General features: G+C 56.9%; 15 protein-coding genes. 6 read left to right on the forward strand and 9 right to left on the reverse strand.

Translation table 11 applies throughout. From position 1 onward, the window contains the following. Nucleotides 1–674 precede the first annotated feature (674 nt). Complete coding sequence (locus tag QRX40_RS08720) at nucleotides 675–875, forward strand: NINE protein (protein WP_396184240.1); 201 nt, start codon at nucleotides 675–677, stop codon at nucleotides 873–875. 123 nt (nucleotides 876–998) lie between these two features. Here QRX40_RS08720 and QRX40_RS00850 read toward each other — a convergent pair whose 3' ends face one another. After that, nucleotides 999–3662 carry a multicopper oxidase domain-containing protein gene (locus tag QRX40_RS00850; RefSeq protein ID WP_313835674.1) on the reverse strand — a complete coding sequence of 888 codons (2664 nt, stop codon included), beginning with the start codon at nucleotides 3660–3662 and terminating at the stop codon, nucleotides 999–1001. A gap of 58 nt (nucleotides 3663–3720) precedes the next feature. Here QRX40_RS00850 and QRX40_RS00855 point away from each other — a divergent pair, with 58 nt between their 5' ends. Genes QRX40_RS00855 through QRX40_RS00865 form a run of 3 tightly spaced genes read left to right on the forward strand, consistent with a single transcriptional unit; the run spans nucleotide 3721 to nucleotide 5458 of the window. Next, a complete protein-coding gene (locus QRX40_RS00855; protein WP_313835676.1) occupies nucleotides 3721–4473 on the forward strand; it encodes a helix-turn-helix domain-containing protein in 753 nt (250 codons plus the stop codon). Continuing rightward, nucleotides 4470–4856, forward strand: a complete 387-nt coding sequence (fdxA, locus tag QRX40_RS00860) for a ferredoxin (RefSeq protein WP_313835678.1) — start codon at nucleotides 4470–4472, stop codon at nucleotides 4854–4856. The genes QRX40_RS00855 and fdxA overlap by 4 nt, the downstream gene beginning before the upstream one ends. Further along, nucleotides 4853–5458: a DNA-3-methyladenine glycosylase gene (locus QRX40_RS00865; RefSeq protein WP_313835679.1), complete on the forward strand. Its 606-nt coding sequence runs from the start codon at nucleotides 4853–4855 to the stop codon at nucleotides 5456–5458. The genes fdxA and QRX40_RS00865 overlap by 4 nt, the downstream gene beginning before the upstream one ends. 46 nt (nucleotides 5459–5504) lie before the next feature. Here the strand turns inward: QRX40_RS00865 and QRX40_RS00870 are convergent, their stop codons facing one another. The 5 genes from QRX40_RS00870 to QRX40_RS00890 all read right to left on the reverse strand — a co-directional run bounded on the left by QRX40_RS00870 (nucleotide 5505) and on the right by QRX40_RS00890 (nucleotide 13001). Next, entirely contained in the window at nucleotides 5505–6674 is a 1170-nt protein-coding gene (locus QRX40_RS00870) for an MFS transporter (RefSeq protein ID WP_313835680.1), read from the reverse strand. 136 nt (nucleotides 6675–6810) lie between these two features. Continuing rightward, a complete protein-coding gene (locus QRX40_RS00875; RefSeq protein ID WP_313835681.1) occupies nucleotides 6811–7992 on the reverse strand; it encodes an SLC13 family permease in 1182 nt (393 codons plus the stop codon). 243 nt (nucleotides 7993–8235) lie between these two features. After that, nucleotides 8236–9597, reverse strand: a complete 1362-nt coding sequence (locus QRX40_RS00880) for an MFS transporter (protein ID WP_313836337.1) — start codon at nucleotides 9595–9597, stop codon at nucleotides 8236–8238. A 92-nt stretch (nucleotides 9598–9689) separates the two neighbouring features. Continuing rightward, nucleotides 9690–10634, reverse strand: coding sequence for a nucleoside hydrolase (locus tag QRX40_RS00885; protein WP_313835683.1), 945 nt, complete (start codon nucleotides 10632–10634; stop codon nucleotides 9690–9692). Nucleotides 10635–10739: 105 nt separating this feature from the next. Next, entirely contained in the window at nucleotides 10740–13001 is a 2262-nt protein-coding gene (locus tag QRX40_RS00890) for a DUF2075 domain-containing protein (protein WP_313835685.1), read from the reverse strand. Here QRX40_RS00890 and QRX40_RS00895 point away from each other — a divergent pair. Next, on the forward strand, nucleotides 12957–13289 hold the full coding sequence (locus tag QRX40_RS00895; protein WP_313835686.1) for a nucleotide pyrophosphohydrolase: 333 nt from the start codon (nucleotides 12957–12959) through the stop codon (nucleotides 13287–13289). The genes QRX40_RS00890 and QRX40_RS00895 overlap by 45 nt on opposite strands. A gap of 10 nt (nucleotides 13290–13299) precedes the next feature. On the opposite strand, the gene QRX40_RS00900 is transcribed toward QRX40_RS00895, so the two are convergent. Next, nucleotides 13300–14073: an HAD family phosphatase gene (locus QRX40_RS00900; RefSeq protein WP_313835688.1), complete on the reverse strand. Its 774-nt coding sequence runs from the start codon at nucleotides 14071–14073 to the stop codon at nucleotides 13300–13302. A 50-nt stretch (nucleotides 14074–14123) separates the two neighbouring features. Next, the gene (locus QRX40_RS00905; RefSeq protein ID WP_313835690.1) at nucleotides 14124–14402 is read right to left on the reverse strand and encodes a helix-turn-helix transcriptional regulator; all 279 of its coding nucleotides are present in this window, start codon (nucleotides 14400–14402) and stop codon (nucleotides 14124–14126) included. A gap of 403 nt (nucleotides 14403–14805) precedes the next feature. Between QRX40_RS00905 and QRX40_RS00910 the strand changes: the two genes are divergently transcribed. After that, entirely contained in the window at nucleotides 14806–16557 is a 1752-nt protein-coding gene (locus QRX40_RS00910; RefSeq protein ID WP_313835691.1) for an alpha/beta hydrolase, read from the forward strand. A 94-nt stretch (nucleotides 16558–16651) separates the two neighbouring features. Here the strand turns inward: QRX40_RS00910 and dnaG are convergent, their stop codons facing one another. Continuing rightward, nucleotides 16652–18742: a DNA primase gene (gene dnaG, locus QRX40_RS00915; protein WP_313835693.1), complete on the reverse strand. Its 2091-nt coding sequence runs from the start codon at nucleotides 18740–18742 to the stop codon at nucleotides 16652–16654. Nucleotides 18743–18746: the final 4 nt, after the last annotated feature.

The raw sequence follows: 18746 nt of genomic DNA on the forward strand, positions 1-18746 counted from the left end.
CAGTTGCCGCTGCCCTTGGCAATTATCTGCATATTGGCAGAAACTCGAATATGCCTGTAGCCGTGAACGAGAACCTTGCTCACTGACCCTCTCTGGCTGTCTGCAAGCTCACGCTCTGCTCTCGCAAATCCTATTTAAGACACATATCAAAGCCACTTGTTGAATAAACTCACATCTATTCGATTCAACATCCGGACCTAGGATCAGCCGTTTTCCATAGATCCACAGAACAGCCGACGCCACCGGCGCAAAGCACATATCCATGGCCCAACAATGGCCACATATGTCTTTGCTCTATTTTTCAAGACTCGTCTGACAGTTTTCAGTGCCAGGCCCTCCCCCTAATCAGGTTCTACCGGAAATATAATGAAACATTTCCACAATGGAATCCACAGGAAGAGTAGGCATGAACGATTGGTACCAACCAAGACCCGGCGGTTCAGGCAAGCCAGAATTACTCTGGCTACAAGGAATACACAAGAGTCTTTCAACAGCAACTACGAGTCCGCTTCCGGCAGGGAAATCCCTCAGCAGCTGCCAATGGCTACCCTAACGCGGATCAGTCTTGGCAGGTTTCGGAGGACCAAGGAAGGCCACAGAATCCCTATGGCCAAACCGCATATACACCTCAATCCAATGGCACCAGCGGCCCGGCCCAAATTGAGCCTTGGCAGATTCAGGCCCAATATGTCAATGGACCGGACAGTTCAAACAAGTCGAAGGACACAGCAGCCATCATGGCTTTTTTCTTGGTCGGCTCCGGCATACGCAACTTTTATCTTGGTAAGACCGGGGGTGGGGTCGCACAGCTGCCGATTCACCATTTTCGTTCTCTTCACTGGCCTTTTCATCTCTTCGATTTAGGCCAACGTTGAAGGTTCGCAGATTCTTGGTTCACATTCAGGTTTGCCTTACCACATGAACGAGAAGGGACTCCAGCAGCAGGATTGAAGACGCCAGACAATCACAGAGCACGGCACAGACGGCGATTGTTCGCGTCACGACACCCGAAGGATGCCATGGGCGCCCTTCTCAGCCAGGCTCATGACGTGGTTGACTATGGAATAGTCGCCAGGCTGATCGACCTTGAGCTCCACAAACCCGCCTTGGGCCGGCAGCAGGGGCAGGACCTGGGCTCCCGCTGATGAGGATGAGGCAGCAGCGGAATTCCCTCCTGCGCCTCCGCCTATCAGATAGCGTCCCTCAGTCCAGACCGTATCGAACTGGGTTCCCACAATGTGGAAGGACAGCGGCTGGTTGGGTCCGGCGTCCAGAACCCAGATGCGGACCCTTTGCCCCTTTTCCAGCTTGAGGGGATGAGCGTCATATTGAAAGGCCCGTCCGTTGAAGGTCATAATATCCGGGTTCATGGCCGCTACCTTTTCCGCATCGGCAGCCCCTTCATTGGACCCCAGATAAATTTCGGACTGGACCAGAACATATTCAGCAGCCACGGGCGGCAGCGTGCCGTCATCGACAACCACAGCCCCATACATGCCGTTGGCTATGTGGTTTGACATGGGGTCGCTGCTGCAGTGGTACATCCAAATGCCAGCCCGATCAGCGGTGAAGGTGTACAGGAGCTCCTTGCCCGGCTCAATATTGCGCATCATGGTCTGAGGGACGGCCGGACCGGCATGAAAGTCGATGGAATGGCTCATGCTTCCCTTGTTCCTGATGGTGACTTCAAAAGTGTCTCCCACACGGCCCCTTAACACCGGACCCTGAGCCAAAGGGCGCGATCCACTATCCCGCGAATCGTTCGCGTCGTCGAAGCTCCAGACTGTGCGCTCAAGCCCCGCAGCCACCTTTTCCTTGCGTTCCTTGATATCCAGTGTGTATTTTCTGGTTCCAGCCCTCCCCTGATCATCCAGTGGCGGAAGAGCGGCCTTGGCGGGGTCGCTCTTCTCAGCCTGAGACTTGAGCTTGGCGGCTGATGGGACATGGCTTAGGGCCACCTTGCCAGCTGAGGACCGTCCTTGCCCGGCAACGATTCCACCCCTGGCTTTGATCTTGAGCTCCATGCCCATCTGGCGGTGTCCTGCCAGCGAGCACCATCCCAATGTGTCCCCGCCTAGGACCCCCACGTCGACCGAGACGCTCTGGCCTACCGGAACTGACCCTGTGCTCTTGCCATTGGCGAAAACCAAGTCGTGCCGCTGATCTCCGGTGTTCCTAAAATCTACAATCAGCCGGTCTCCTGCATCGATGGTGATGGTATCCGGCACAAAGGCCATCCCTTTTACCTTGATCGTTGCTCTGCTGGTGTGACCCGTCGGCTGGACGCTCATTGGCGATGCCTCCTGGACGCCTCCGGCACTAGGTGCCGCCCCGACCGAGACAGCCAGCGTCGGCCGCAGGACCATCAAGACCATGGCAGCCACCAGGACCAGCACGGTAGCGGAAGTGGCAACGAGATCTGTTCTTAGGGCCAGGGTTCCCACTTGTTCGTTTTGCGAGCCCTCAGGCTGGCGACGACGGTAGCGTTTGGATGCCAGGACCTGTTTGCCGCGAGCGGCCAGGTACACCACGGTCAGCATCATGGAGAGGATTCCCAGGACATTCAGCAGGTTCCCCGCCTTCCATAAGGGCGTGTAGAGCCGGATGGTTCCAAGGAGCCTGATCAGCAAGCCAACCTGCATAAGCGCCCAGGCAACCCAGAGGAGCGGGTGAAAGGGCAGGGGCCTGCGAATGACCGAGGGGACGATCATGCAGACATGGGCGATGACCATGGTCATGATGAATCCGATAGCCAAGGCATGTAGCGCCATATCCCCCCAGTAGGTGCTGGAATCCAAGGGCGCCGCCATCCAGATAAGGGCAGCCAGAAGTCCCCAGGCGTAGGCCGACAGCATGCAGGTGCCCATGAATCCTGGCAGACCGCCATGACGGAAGGTGCCCTTGGCCACATCATGACTGGCCATGACCAGGAGGAGCAGTCCCAGCGACAGCCCCAGAAGCGGATAGCCGACCGAAGGCGCCATGGCTTGGATCGGCAGCATCAGGACTGTCAGGAGGCTCAGACCCAGGATTCCCGATTCAAGACGAATATCCGAAAAGACCGCCCTGGCCAGCTCCACCCGTTCCCCCACGATGGTCAGAATAAGAAAGAAGAGCCAGGTTGGGGCCAGAACCGAGGCGTCCAACCCTGCAACCCATGCAGCAGCTCCGACCAGACCAACCAGGGATCCGAGGACCTGTATGAGCACCTCTGCAGAAGGCTGCCGACGCCAGATGGCCAAGTACATGGCTGTAAGGACCAACATGGACAAAGTCCACGGAATGCCGCCAAAAAGCTCCACCCTGACCCATGCTGGGGCATCACCATGGCTTGAAACCATCAACGACAGCAGGCAGAGCAGAGACCCCAGCAAGCCCAAGGCAGGAGCAAAAAATCCCCAGGAGGGTTTGCTGGATCCGCCGCTGCGGTAGGCCACTGCCCTCTCCAGGCCAATGGCTGCGCCCAAAAACCCATAGACCATGAGCCCGCCGTGCAGGTCAGCCAGCGGCACCCTGCCTGAAGGGTGAATCAGATCCGCGCGAATCAGCGCCGCAACAAGGCCAAGCAATGCAGCCAGACCTGCGCCGATGAGGAGGGCCATCCTGGACCTGGGCAAGGCCGTCCTGCCGCCGGACTTGCGCATCTTTGGGTCATCCTGCATGGGTCTGTCCGCCTTATCCTGGGTTGATAATTGATTGGATAGTTATACAATTTAATCGATGAGTCAGAAAATTCAACCCTCTAAGCAAGGGATCCATGCCCCCTCTGGGCGCAGAAGCGGGGAGGAGATCCGCTCTGCAATTTTGGATCATCTGCATACGGCAGCCGAACAGACCGGTGCAGGCCTAACTGCGCAGCAGATCGGAGCAGCCTTCGGCATCCATCCGACGACCGCTCGTTTCCATCTTGAACGCCTGGTCGAACAGGGCGAGGCTGTCCGTCAGACAAGAGACAGGGAAGGTCGATCGGCCGGTCGAGGCAGACCGTCTGTCATCTACTCCCCTATATCCACAAACCATGCCAGGGAGGATATGATCTCCTCGCTCTGCTCCGCACTGGAAACTGCTTGTCCCGATGCTGACAGCAGAGATAGGGCTGCGCTGAAAGCAGGTCAGGTCTGGGGTCGTACCCTGGCCAGACAAAGCGGGGCGAATGCCGAGAAGGACGTGTCCTCGAGCATGTCACAGACGCTGTTGAACACTCTGGCCACCCTGGGTTTTGCTCCGGTTATGGCAGAACCGGATTCATCGAGCCTGTTTCTGACCGCATGCCCCTTCTTGGACAGTGTCAACGCCCATCCCATTATCTGCACGATCCATCTGGGGATGGTCCAAGGAATCGTGGAAGGGAGCAGCAAAGCGGCCAGGAATAAAAGAGCCCGGGTATCGCTGGAACCTCTGTCGTCGCCAAAGGGATGCTTCCTGAAAGCAGCAAAAGCGGACAACCAATCAAAAAGGAGAGCAAAGCAATGACCTACGTGATTGCCCAACCTTGCGTGGACGTCAAGGACAAGGCCTGCGTAGATGAGTGCCCGGTGGATTGCATCTACGAGGGCCCCAGGAACCTGTATATCAACCCCAACGAATGCATCGACTGCGGCGCCTGCGAGCCGGTCTGCCCTGTGGAGGCGATCTTCTATGAAGAAGACCTGCCAGAGGAATGGACCTGGTTCAAGGATGCCTCCGAGGACTTCTTTGCCCAGGTCGGTGATGCCGGCGGCGCCCAGGCCCAGGGACCCTACGATCACGACCATCCACAGGTCGCCGCCCTGCCCCACCAGGATAGCTTCGTCTGCGTTCAGCCCGAATCACGCGGCCAGCGCGCGGTCTGGGTCCGCAAGGACCAGGCGGAATGAAAGCCGGTTCAAGCCAGGACGATCATCTGGCCTTCCCGGACTTTCTGGACCGCCCTGTGGATCAGGCCGCCCGCCTGCTTCTGGGCTGCCTGATCATTCGGGACTACGATCCGGAAGGCGAACAGGCCAGGGTTCGGATCGTGGAAACCGAAGCCTACGATCAGAATGATCCGGCCAGCCATGCCTATCACGGCCGGTCGGCGCGCAACGCTGCCCTCTTCGGCCCCAGCGGACACATGTACGTCTACTTCACCTATGGAATGCACTACTGCCTGAACATCTCCTGCCAGGAGGACGGATTCGGCGCCGGGGTGCTGATTCGAGCCTGCCAGCCAGTGCAGGGTCTGGGCCTTCTGCGCAATCACAGACACGGCCGTCACCCGGACCGGGAGCTGACCAACGGTCCCGCCAAGCTCTGCCAGGCATTGGACATTGACAAGCACAACTATGGCCACGATCTTAGAAAACCACCCATACGCCTGGCGACCGCGGGGCTGGCCCAGGACGAGACCATCACGGCAACCCCTCGAATAGGCATATCCCACGCCAAAGGGGCCCTACGAAGGTTTGTCATCACCGGCAACCCCTACCTGTCGCAATGAAAGGGCAGAATCCTTCACTTCTGACTTCTACAGCCTCAAGGGTGGCTTATTGCTCAATGTAGCGGGATTCGACACAGCTCTGGAAACGAACAAGCGCAAGCATGACAGCAGCCAGCAAAGCGATGATCAGCATGCCTATGAAACTGCCTGTTACCGGATCCAGTCCAAACATTTTTGAGAAAGCCTTGAAGGCCCAGGTAGATGCCGTAAAACCGAGGCTGGTGGTGGCCGAAAAGACCCCCATGACCAGCGGATAGCGTCTGGGCGGAGTCAGGTTGGACAGGAGGAAGGGGCAGGTGGCCATATTGATGGCACTGCCCGACCCAATCAGAAATGCCGATAAACAAACCAGCGGGAAGGAGCGGGTGGTCAGGAAAAGCAGGGCGCCCAGGGCCATCAGAAGGAAGGCGGCCGGAATGGTCCATTGCCGGCAAATCCGCTTGATGCCGTTGATGCCAAGCCCGATCACGACCGAGGAACCCGTGTTGAACATCAGGGCCACCCCGGCTGCGCTGGTGCCACCCAAACCGTATTTAGCTATGTAGACAGCGAGCTTGTTGTACAGGACCGCGACCAGGAAAATGCTCAGGAACCCGATGAGGATACAGGAAATGGTAGCCCACCAGCATTGTCCGCTTTTTTGAGAAGAAGACGATGCCTCAGATCTTACGGCCTTTTCCGACTCCTCCTCGACGGCACCGACTCCGGGGACCATGAAGATGACCAAGACCAAGGCAGGCAAGGCCAGAAAATAGAGCCAATAGTTGTGCAGCCAACCTCCCTTGGCCAGAACACCGCCCAGGGCAAGGACCAGCATGGAAGAGCCATCCTGAACAGCCAGGACCAACCCCATCAGCGCAGCCAGCTGCTTCCCGCGGAAGAACCTGGCCGACAGGCTGGGGAGAACTGTAGTGGCGATGCCCACGCCAAACCCGACAACCAAAGCAAAAAGGAGAAGCTGGCTTACGCTGCTATGCACAACCAAGGGCATCAAACCACCCAGGGCAATACACAGACAGCTGATGCAGGCAGCAGTTCTGAACCTCACTGTGGTCAAGAGTTGGCCAAATAAAAGAGCCGAAACGATGGCTGCCGAAGAGCCGATAGAGACCACTGATTCAACGGTGGAGGGATCAGCATGAGGAAAAGATGCCTGGATGGCTGCAACGGAAGGAGAGATGATGGAGTCAAACCGCGACATGATGGCCAAGGCCATGATTCCGAGCAGAATCCCAAGATTCCGTCTGGTCAGTATCCCTGTGTTCTTAGGCTTAGACGCGCACGGGTCCGGTTCCACCGTTGCTGCCTCCCTCTCAATATCAGCGGCACCATTCCTGGTTGATGGGGGTAGTCTACTCCAGCAGCAGGGCCATGCCAACCAACACGACGAGGAAGAGCAGATTAAAAGCGGTATAGATTTTCAGGTAATCGCCTTTCTTGCCCGGATACTGCTTGACCACAGCCTTGTAGGAAATCAGCGAGGCCATCGAAGCAACCAGGGTGCCGAGCCCGCCCAGGTTGGTACCCAGAATGATCGGGCGCCAGGCTGTCGAAAAACCTGAGACCAGCAGGGCTGTGGGCACATTACTGATGACCTGGCTGCACAGGACCGAGGTAATCAAAGGGTGGATATTGACCAGGCTGCTGACCAGGCTGTAGAGCTGGGGGATCCGTCTGGCATTGCCTATAAAGATGAAGAAAGCCACGAAGGTCAGGAGCAGTCCCCAATCCACATGCAGAAAGACCCGCCTGTCGCAGATCAGAAAGGTCACCGCCACCACCAGAACCATGGCCCACTGGGGAATCAGCTTGGCCACACCAAGCAGGCAGACAAGAAAGAGCAGGAGGTAGACGGTGATGCGCCATCCGCTGGACTGCTGCATCTCCTTGACCTGAGGCTGTATCCCCTCCTCCCTGGGCGCTAGTATGCTGCGGCGGATCTCTTGCGCATCCATGCCCTCGAACTTATTCAGATGCTGATTCCTGAAGACGAACCAGCAGCACAGGAAGAGCATCAGGGCTGCGACCAAAGCGTAAGGTGCCATGAGGAGGAGGAACTCCCCGGCAGGCATCTCGGATCGGGCCTTGAGGTATAAGTTGTGAGCATTGCCGATGGGCGTCAGCATGCTGCCCACATTGGCACCCAGGGTCATCAGAGTGACAATCAGCAGGGCATGGTTTTCCAGGCCGGCCATGATGAGAACAGCAATGGCGAAGGGCACGAAGGTGACCAGGGCTACATCGTTCGTGATGAACATGCTGGAGAAGAAAGGCAGGGAAACCAGCACCAAGGCCAGGCCCCGCACCGAGCGGACACGACTCAGCAGGCCGGCACCAATGGCATGGAAGACCCCGATGCGCTGAAATCCGCAGACCACCATCATGAGGGATCCCAACTGGGTAAGGGTATTGACGTGGATGTAGCCAATATACTGCCGGTCGGGAGGAATGAGGATGCAGGATACGAGAGCGATGACTGCCGCGACGACCAGGACGGTTTCGTTCTTCAGCAGTCCGATCACCCGATGTTGCATGGTCACCTCCGGCGAACGAATTCCTCACTTAGTTTACGCGCCCGCCCACGGCTTACAGGAACTCTCCTGGCGCTATTTTCCGCCACTAAGCCCAAGGTCGGGACACTCGGCGCTACTGGCTGCTGGCCTGTCTAGTCCCGACTTTTGACCCTTGTCGGATACGCATAGAGTCGGATGCCTATGAGACATGGAAAGGGGTCCTGCGAATCAGTACATCCGCAGGACCCCTATCAGACCGGAATATTACTTGTCATTCATTCGTTCCGGATCGGGAATCAGATAGGACAGAGCCAGGGCGATCAGCACCAGCACGCCGCCGCCGATCATAGCCGCAATGTATCCAGTACGGGCTCCGCCGGATGCCGCCAAGCCGCTCATGCATGCATAGAGGACCGCATAGCTCAGGCCTGAGCCCAGGTTGAAGGCTCCGGCGTTGAGTCCCGGCAGATAGCCGGTGTTGTCCGCAGGAGACAGAACCACGCCCAGCCCATTGAGCATAATGTTGGCTGTCCCCGCATAGGAGACGCCCAGGATCAGGGAGAGCGCCACCAGGCTCCAGATGCTGGGAACCAGGCAGACGTAGATGCCAAAGACCAGTCCCAGAACGCTGACAAGCTGACCGACTCTCAGAACCTTGAGATAGCCGAAGCGCGAGGCCAGCATCCCAGCCACAGGGCCAAAGACCAGACCGACCAGGGCATATGGGGTCAGCGTCGCAAAGGAGACGATGCTGGCCTTCAAGCCGACGCCGACCTCGCCATCCTGAGCAAGCGCCGGAACGATCCCGTTCATGATGGCGAAGACGCCGACCATGGTGGTCAGAGTCGTCAGCAGAAGGCCCCAGGTGCGCCGCTGCTTGAGATAGGTGGTAGTGACCATGGGTGCCGACGTGGTGCTTTCGACTTTCCAGAAGATCATGAAGAAGACCGCAGCAACCAGGATCTCGACGACCACCAGGATCCAGCGCGCCTGAGCCAGCTTCTCGACCTCGTTGATAGCCAGGTAGGCCGCCAGGAAGGCTATGCAGAGGAAGACCACGCCGGCCCAGTCCATGCGGGGACGATCGTCTGCATAGCTCTCGCGGGCGAAAACTGCTACTAGGAGGACAGCAATCACTGCAATGGCCACCATGAACCAGAAGACCGACCGGAAGCCGAAGGTGCCGGCCAGCCAACCGCCTAGGATGGCATCCACGCCTCCGATGCCGCCGTTGACCGCCGTCAAAACGGCCATGAGCTTGGCGTAGCGGGCCTCATCGGTCACTTCGGCATGCAGCATGATCAGGGTCATGGGTACGACCGGACCGGCCACTCCTTGAATGACGCGCCCAATCATCAGCATCGTCACATTGGGAGCCAGAGCGGAGACCACGCATCCCAGCGCCGTCAGGCTCAGCATACCCAGCAGCACCTTCTTGCGGCCGGCCAAATCGCCCAGCCGAGGCAGGAAGAGGGAGAAGACGGCACAGGAGGTGAAGAACACCGTTTGTGTCAGACCAATGCTGGAGCTGCTGGCATTGAGCTCGGTTTCCATGGTCGTTAGGGCCGGCGAGAGCATGGAGGCGTTGAGCTGGAAGGCGAAGACGGCGGCCATCAGGGCCGTCATCAAGGCGACAATAGAAGCACCAGAGCCACCAGCGGTCGTGGCAGCGGGCTTGTCGGTCTTGGGTGCGGCTGCGTTCGAAGTCTTCATTGATTTCATCCAATCGCGGTGATGGCCTTGACCACCAGGTCCCAGAATCCCTGGAAGTCCAGCTTGACAGCCACCTGGGTGTGGCAGTCCTCAGCAGAGGGCTCAGGGCCGCGCAGATCGGCCACGGTCATCCCGCAGGTCAGGTCCCCGCGCAGCTCCACATCAACCGGGCAACGACGGGTGCTCACAATAGAGGGGTCGATCAGATAGGCCACAGTGCAGGGATCATGCACAGGCGGATCCACGAAGTCCTGGTTGTCCTGGTAGGACTTGCGGAAGAAGTCCATCAACCCGCTGACGAAATGGGCCAGATCAGTGCCGATGCCCTCAATGCGCTGCTGGACCTCCGGGGTGCACAGGGCCTGATGAGTCAGATCCAGCCCCACCATGGTGACCGGCCAGGGCTCGTTGAAGACGATATGCGCGGCCTCGGGATCCACCTTGATGTTGAATTCAGCAACAGCGCTCCAGTTGCCCACATGGTAGCCGCCACCCATGAGCACAACCTCTTGAACGCGATCGACAATGCGGGGTTCCTTGCGAACGGCCATAGCGATGTTGGTCAGGGGTCCTGTGGGAACCAGGGTCACCGTGCCCGGCTCCTCGCGCATGATGGTCTCGATGATCCAATCGACAGCGTGGCCAGGATCCAGGGGCCGGGTAGGCTCGGGGAGCTCGACCCCGTCCAGACCCGTCTGGCCATGGATGGAGGCGGCTACTTCCTGAGGACGCACCAAGGGCCTATCACATCCGGCATGGACCGGCACCTGGCGCGCATGAGCCTTTTCCAGCACAGCCCTCGCGTTGTAGGTAACCTTGTCCAGACTCTGGTTGCCGCCAACCGTAGTCACTCCGATCAGGTCGATCCGCGGATCGCCTACTGCCAGAAGGATAGCCACCGCATCGTCATGACCTGGATCGCAGTCCAGGATGATCTTGCGCGTCGTCATATACTCGCCTGCGCCTTTCTCATGAATATGTCCTGGGCCATGGATCATGGCCCAGGACATGATACCCCTGATCGGCATTCAACCCCTGTAGGCGCGTTAAGCTGGTCAGTCCTGGACGCTGGCGAACCCACCCACTGCCCAGGCCAGTCGATTCCGAAGCTCGGGATCGACTGCGAATAGCCCCAATCCGTGCACCCCTCGTTTGAGCAACACATTGAACTCATGACGAAGGTTATCCACAGGATTCATCTCTGGCTCCGACCGATGATTAGTCGCCAGTGTGTTGCAACTGAACTTCGGTTCGAATTTGATCTTTCCATTCCTATAAGTGACTGATGGTCCAATGATGACCCCCGCGTAGTTGAGGTCAAAACCTTGGATGGTGAATATGGAGCCCACCTCATCGATGGTGAAGGGCAGCTCGGCCCAGGCAATCCGGTGATTTGCAGCAGAGTTTCCCTGGGCCTCATATAGCTCGTAATTCCAAGGCATGGCGAATTCACCATCCCCTTCCTGACCCTCTTCGGCCCACACCCACTGGCCTGAATCCCCTTGGCGCAGTACAACCTGCCAGTGACGGGAGGAATCCAGTGGATCCGGGTGCTTCTTGCTGCTGTAAGGCCAGTCATAGGTGGCCAGGAGTCGGCAAAGGCCCAAGGAGCCCTCTCCCCTTTGCTCCCTGTCTTTATAACGAATAAACTCCCTTAAATCCTTGGGCGAATCAAAAACCTTAATCTCATAAGGATGCTCCCAAGGATCCGGATGCAGTGGTTCAATGACACCATCTTTGGCTGTCATCCGATCCAGCCAGGCGCAGGTTGCAGGGTCAGCCTGAATACGCATCTGTTGATCCAAACGAACATGACTGACCTGGAAGGTATCCTCGTGCGCCTGACCGTCCCGTGACTTTTCGTGGATGAGCATAGGTTGCGAGAAGGTCTTATCATGCTCAGAACCAGTCAATCCCAGAAGCCGACTTTCCTGGGCATCCACGAACTGAGACCCACGCAAGACTTGTTCGGGATCGAAGACCACGATGGCTACTTTTGCCCGCCGTAGTATGTCGTAGAGCTGGTTGCTTCCGGAGTAGCTCTGCGACCCTTGCGTCAGCAGCAGGTGCGCCTCGTCAATCAGCACGACATCTGCCTTGGCATCTACGCTATTCATGGGGTCAGCTGCCCTGCCTGTGGACCGGCCATTTCGATTGGTGTGCTTGCTGAACCGGTTGATGAACTGGACAGCCCCAACCACACACTGACCGCGTTTCTTCTGCAATCCCAGCTTCAGAGCCATCTGGTTGTAGACATTAGCCTGCTCGGTCTGGTTGACAATAATGTAGGAACGCTGCCTGGCCTTTGACGAATGGTTATCGTCCTTGTCGTTCAAGTTTCCATAGATGCCATATCTAGCACATATTTGATAGAAGAGATGACTGAGCAAAACGGTCTTGCCAGTGCCTGACATACCCTGAACGACAATGACCTGGGTATGGGCTTTATTGTTGATCTGAACCGGGCCTATCGATTCTGTCATAGAGTGGAAACCCTCGCTGGGGTTTTGAATGATCACTGACTCCAACACATGCAGAACAGCCTCTTCAGCCCGCCGTTGTTCGTCGGTGAGTTTGCGGAAGGGAGAGGCTTTGAACAGGGCAGAGTCCAGAATAGCCTTCTCTTCCGGGAACAGATCGGGCTCCATTTCATGCAGAGTCTGCCAAGCCTTGGAAAAGATGCTGTCGAATTCATCGCTGGTGTAGTACATGTCCTGAGCGTTGGTTCTACGGTTCATAACCAGTTTGACCGCGTCGACGCTCTGCATATACCCCATCAGCCGATTTTCCATATCCAAGGTCAAGGACTTATTGAAGTGGCGATCGCCGATGATGTATTGACAAACCCTGTCCTGATGATTGCGCATGAATCGCACCAGGCGTTCCCAATCCGTCCGGGTCCGTGGGTCCAGCTCAATGTGCTGCCTGGTTCGAGAACGAATGTCGTTGGTTTCCCCGACGTAAACCACATAAGGAGGTCCACCGCCATGCTTCTTGCCGCTGTCCCTTTCGTCGGCAGAGACAATATATACAGTGGGATAGCGTAGGAACAGCTCCTCAAGCAGCCTCCCCTCCACCTTACTGCCCTGACTGCCAACAACTTTCGCCTGCTTGTACTCTGCAATAGCCTTGGAAAAATCCTCATCGCTGAAATCGCCATAGGGCAGCGTCATCACCACAGGCTGCGGCGCGCTTGATGAATCCATGGTTTCACTATGCCACGAACCCACACCAATCTGAATGCAGGAGGGCCGACTGATAGGCTCGAAATCATGATCAGCAAGGAAACCGACAGAGCAGTAATGAATTTTGTACATGAGCGCGACTGGGATCAATTCCACACGCCAGCCAACCTGGCCAAATCAATCTGCATCGAAGCTGCCGAGCTCTTGGAATGCTATCAGTGGGGGGATGACCCCAGGGACGCAGATGAAGGCCACGTGGCCGACGAACTGGCTGACGTGCTCACCTATTGCATCCAACTGGCGGATCGACTGGATCTGGATATGGATCGGATCATCATGGACAAACTGCACAGGACGGCCGACAGGTATCCGGTGGCTACTTCGCGCGGCTCCAGCCGAAAATATCGCCCCCTGCAGTAGACAGCTTGATTCAGCAGGTCTGCGCAGCCGGTGACCCCGATCGTTCGAGTCGCTTGGCGATCAATGCTGACAGATCATCCAAGGTGACTCCAGCATAGCTATTCATGGAAGCGAACTGGGGACCTGAAGAGGTGTCGACCGGGTTGGTGCCGGTATAGGCCACAGTGGTGGCTCCCGATGCCACAGCAGAAGTGATGCCAGTCAGGGTGTCTTCGAAAGCCAAGCAAGAGACCATTTGATCAGGACTTGTGATGCCCAGCAGACCCGCCGCATGCAGATAAGGAGCGGGGTCGGGCTTTTGCGCCAGTCCGTCATCCCCACACACATAGTCGGCAAAAGCCCCGTCAGGAGCCTTGGCGACCACAGCCTGAGCCATGCGGCGTGGCGAAGTAGTGACCAGAATGGAGGGGATGCCAGCCTCAACTAGGTCTGCCAAGACGTCACGGACTCCTTCAATCCATGGCATGTGACGCTCCTCCATGGCAATCACCCCGTCAATCAGCAGATCCGGAATCTGATCCTCTGGAAGGTCAAGACCCCGCTCGCGCATCACCCTTGCTACTTTGGGCAGGGGTTTGCCCGAAACCTGCCAACCCATGTCAGTATTCCAGTCTCCTCCATGCTTGCGCGCTAGATCTACCTCCGCCTGATGCCAGTAAGGCTCTGAGTCGATCAGGGTTCCGTCCATATCCCAGAAGACAGCAAGCGGTCGACGACCTTCAACAGAACGGGCTTTGTCAGCCGAACCGGCACGACTTGCTCTCTTTTGATGCTCCTTGTTCATGCATTCACCCTATCGGCAGGGCTTGTCTTGAGAATGGCTCCACCCCCGCACTACTTAGCATGAAGATCTGGCCATGGAGCAGGCAGTAACTCATCCAGGCTCACATTAAGTACTTGAGCAACTGCCATTATGTTGATCAAACTGGGATTGGCTGGACTCCCAGGCCGTGACTGGCCATGCTCCAACTGTTGATATGCAAACCGAGAAAGGTTGGCATTATAGGCGACGAACTCTTGGCTGTAATGTAAAGCCGTTCTTCGGCGTTGTACGTTCAAGCCTAATACCACGGCGTATTCCGCCCATCCGCTCGGTACTTGAGAATGTGCCACAAAGCCAAAGTATTCATAAAAAACATGTTGTCATGCCTTACCGGTAATACTATATCAGTAAGGCATCGCCTTTTTCTGAAAGGGGATCGATTACTGTGCTCTGTCTTGCACCAAAACTGGGTCTGTCGTAGTCGTTGCTGGTTTCGGCACCCATATATCCGATGAACAAAGAGGATCATCAATGAAAGAAACAATCCTGGACGACTACGCGAACATCGTAAAAAGGATGAATCCATGAGAAAAACCAACATTATTCATAATCCGGCCATCGGTCTGGTCATTTCCCTAATTCTCTGTCTGGCGTGTGGGCTTATGTCCAATCTGGCTCAAACCGATGGGGGGACGCGTTACCAAGGAGACGCTACAGATTGAATCGCCCTCAGGCCACCGATTGAGCATGGATATGCTCCAGCCAAAATCGGCTTCTCCTAAGCACCCAGCACCTGCCATTGTCTTTGCTCACGGAGGCAACACCAACAAGGAGAAAAGCGACGATTTCCAGATTGAGTGGGTTCGCAGAGGTTTCGTCGTGGTATCTTTCGACCTTTATGGCCATGGCGAGTCCAAAATTCTCAATGACCAGGAATGGCTTGTGAACGGACGCGGATTGTATGACACGGTGGAATACCTCACCTCTCTCCCCTTTGTCGATGCTGATCGGATAGGGGTTTCAGGGCATTCAAGAGGCGGGAACACCATCCATGAATCCATCCTGATCGACAACAAGCGCCAGCATCCACTGATCAAGACCGTGCTCTATGTCAGCCGAGACCCGGTCTATAAGGACAACGAGACGGCCGCCTTCGGGTATGCTCCCGGCAAGACGAACGTCGTCGAAGCAGCCAAGAAGAATACCAACGGTAAGTATTTCAACTACTATCGCGAGCGCACCGTAGGAGTACTCGCCGGCAAATACGACGACTACTCTTTCAAGGAAAAAGATACGTCAACTGGAAAAATTAAGCCCAACCCGCAGTACCTCAAATCAAATAACGCACGTTCCTTCCTCAACTTCGGCATCACGCCCACTGACCATACACCTGCAGGGATCAGCGGCCGGTGGTACCGCAAGCAGATCAATGGCCATCAAGCCTCACACGTCATTTATATGGAGAACGGGACGCACGGAACAGTGCTCTTCCTATCCCAACCATGCACCGATGCTATTCAATTCATGGTTAAGGCTTTCAACATGAAAACCGACCTTGCCGACAGCAATCATATCTATCCTGTCAAAATGGTCGGAGGGCTTCTTGGACTGATCGGCCTTATGCTCTTCATGGTCTATGGAACACTCTGCCTGGTCAAAACCAGCCTCTTCGAAAAGGCTGGATCAGAGGAACCGGCACGCATGCGTCAAGCTGATGCCTATAAGGGAGGTTCAGTATGGCTTTGGGTCTGCCTTCTGTCGGCCACCGCCTTCTCAGTTGCCAGCGCCTTGACGTTGTTCGGGCTGAAAGTCGACAAGCATATCGGCAACTACTTTCGGCAAGGTATGCCCTTGTTCTACGGTGTGTGGGGCTGCCTGAATGCCATATTCATGATCGCGTTGACAATTCTGTGGTACCGCTTGTATGCGCGAAAGAGGGGGACTAAAGTCTCGGATCTTGATCTGCCCGTCGGTGGAGGAAGACTTTGGCAGACAATAACGCTTGCACTGACAGTCAGTCTTCTGGCTATATTGCTGATCTTCACATGCAAGTTCCTCTTCAACTCCGATTTCCGGTTCTGGTACTGGGCCGCCAGACCATTTACCGCTGACAAGATTCCTGAGATGCTCAAGCTACTGCCCTTCTTCCTTGTAGCCTACGGAACCACATCGGTCTTCATCAATAGCCTGAATTACTCCACCTCGTTCGGGAGGAACTCAACAGCCAACATAGGTCTGCTGGCATTCTTCAACATGCTGCCGGCTCTGCTTATAGCAGTGGTTGGATACGGGTATTTCTTCGTCACTGGAGTCAACGGCCTGTTCGGCAACAACACACAGATACCAGACTGGATGCTGACACCCTTGGTCCCGCTGGCTGTCATGCCTCTGGTGACCCGGGCGATCTACCGTCACACCAGAAATCCCTATCTGGGTGGCATCATTACCGCGATCATTGTTACTGTGATGACCTGCATCAACTCACAGATACCCTTCCCCGCCTAACGGGGAGACCACACCAACCCCAGGTCCTCTCCGTCCCTGTCTACAAGGAAAACTTCGACAAGGACAGGGAGGATCAACTTTTCTGGCCACCAGATCACTCGGCGTTGCCGAAGACCTGGTTGCGCAATTCGTTGCGCTGGGTCTCGTATTGAGTGAGCTGGCCGAGAAGGTCGAACTTCTCCTGGCCGTCGGGCAGCTGATTCATCTGGTGCTTGACCGAGGCGATAAGCCGCATGTAGGTGGCATCCAACAGCCTTGCCAACAGCTCGGAGGCATACTGACGCTCCTCCGGGCTAGGCTGCTTCAGCTGAACATCCGCGCCCTCGGAGCCTGTGTTCTGATCGTCCCCCTTGTCGCCTTTCTTGGAGCCGGGTCCTGAGCCCCTCTGCTTATCCTCCTGCTTATCCAGATTCAGCGGCAGAGGCATGACGGCCAGCTCGTTAATGGCCGACTCCAGCATGGGCCCGCCAGCCTTGGTCAGATTATGCATCCACAGTCCTTGGGGCGTCTTCCTGTCAGGCAGCCCTCCGGCGGCCTGCACCGCCCGATAAAGGGAGCGGAAAATCGGAACCTCGAAACTGTCCGGACTCAGCTGGGCGAAGGCATTCGATCCGACCGCTCTGGGAATTTGGATAAGCACGCCCATGAACTGCTGCTCGCAGATGAAGACGGCATCATCGATGTGGTGGTAGCCCTGTCGAAGGGCGTCCTCACGCTGTATTCTGCGGCGTCGCATGGCATCGTCACTGCCCTGGCCCGCACGACCCTCCGATTCACCCGCGCCGCGGTGAGGAGTGCGGACCGCATAGGCATCCTGGTCCTTCACATGCAGCTTGCGACGGGCCCTGTTGACCTCCTGGCGCAGCAGATCCAGATCCACGCCTATTTTTCTGGCGGTCTTACGGGTATAGGCCCCCACCAGGGAGCGGTCCCTGATCTGGGCCAGGATTGGTGCTACGGCCTTGACTGCTCCCATCTGCCCGGTGGTGTACTGGGTATCGAACATGGCCACGGCGGTGTCGATGACGAAGTCGTATAGCGGCCGGGCATGCTCGACCAGGGAACGCACGGCCTCATCGCCATAGCGGATGCGCAGATCACATGGATCCAGATTCTCCCGAGCCACCGCCACGAAGGTCTGCGTCAGAAAGCTTCCGTCAAGGCCGAAGGCATGCAGAGCGGCCTTCTGCCCGGCGGCATCACCGTCGAAGGTGAAGACCACCCGAGAGCCCTGGACCGGCCCCACCAGCTGGATGGCGCCGAGGGCGTCGTCGGAGATGAGCCGGCGGACGATCTTGGCATGATCCTCGCCGAAGGCAGTGCCGCAGGTGGCTACAGCCGTATCGACACCGGCAAGGTGGCAGGCCATAACGTCGGTATAGCCCTCCACGATGACCACCTGCCGCTTTTTGACGATGGCGTCCTTGGCCAGATCGATGCCGTAGAGCACCTGGTTCTTGCGGTAGAGCTGGGTGTCCGGCGTGTTGATGTACTTGGCGTTGATGCCGTCGTCCTCGTAGAGCTTGCGAGCGCCAAAGCCGAGGGTGCGGCCCGTGGAATCCCTGATAGGCCAGGTGACCCTGCCCCGGAAGTAGTCATAGACCCCCCGTTGCCCCTGCCTGGCCAGACCTGCATCCAGCATCTCCTGCTGTGTGAAACCCTTGGTAGCGAGGTGGCGAACCAGATTGTCCCATCCGCGTGGGGCGTATCCGCAGCCGAAATGCGCACTGTCAGCCTGGGAGAAGGTTCTGCCCGCCAAGAGCTTGCGCGCTGCCAGCGCCTCCTTGCTCATGATCTGCGAGACGAAGAAACGCTGGGCCTCCTCGTTGGCCTCCAGCAACCGGGAACGTTTGGACCCCCGGCGCTTGTCCTGGCGGGAGTTTTCGTAATGCAGCTCAATCTGGTACTTGTCTGCCAGAATCTCGACGGCATCACCGAACTCGACGTTCTCCTCCTGCTCGACATAAGTAAAGACATCGCCGCCCAGGCCGCAACCGAAGCAGTGCCAGACCCCCATGGACGGACGTACCGAAAAGGACGGGGACTTCTCATCGTGAAAGGGGCACAAGCCCATGTAAGTGCCGGAACCTGAAGGCTTCAGAGTCACGCTTTCAGAGACGATCTCATACAGATCGGCCTTGGCTCTGACCTTCTCGATGTCTTCCTTCTTGATCATTCCGGACATGACA

Source organism: Bifidobacterium sp. H6bp9 (assembly GCF_032193695.1).
GTDB lineage: Bacteria > Actinomycetota > Actinomycetes > Actinomycetales > Bifidobacteriaceae > Bombiscardovia > Bombiscardovia kimbladii.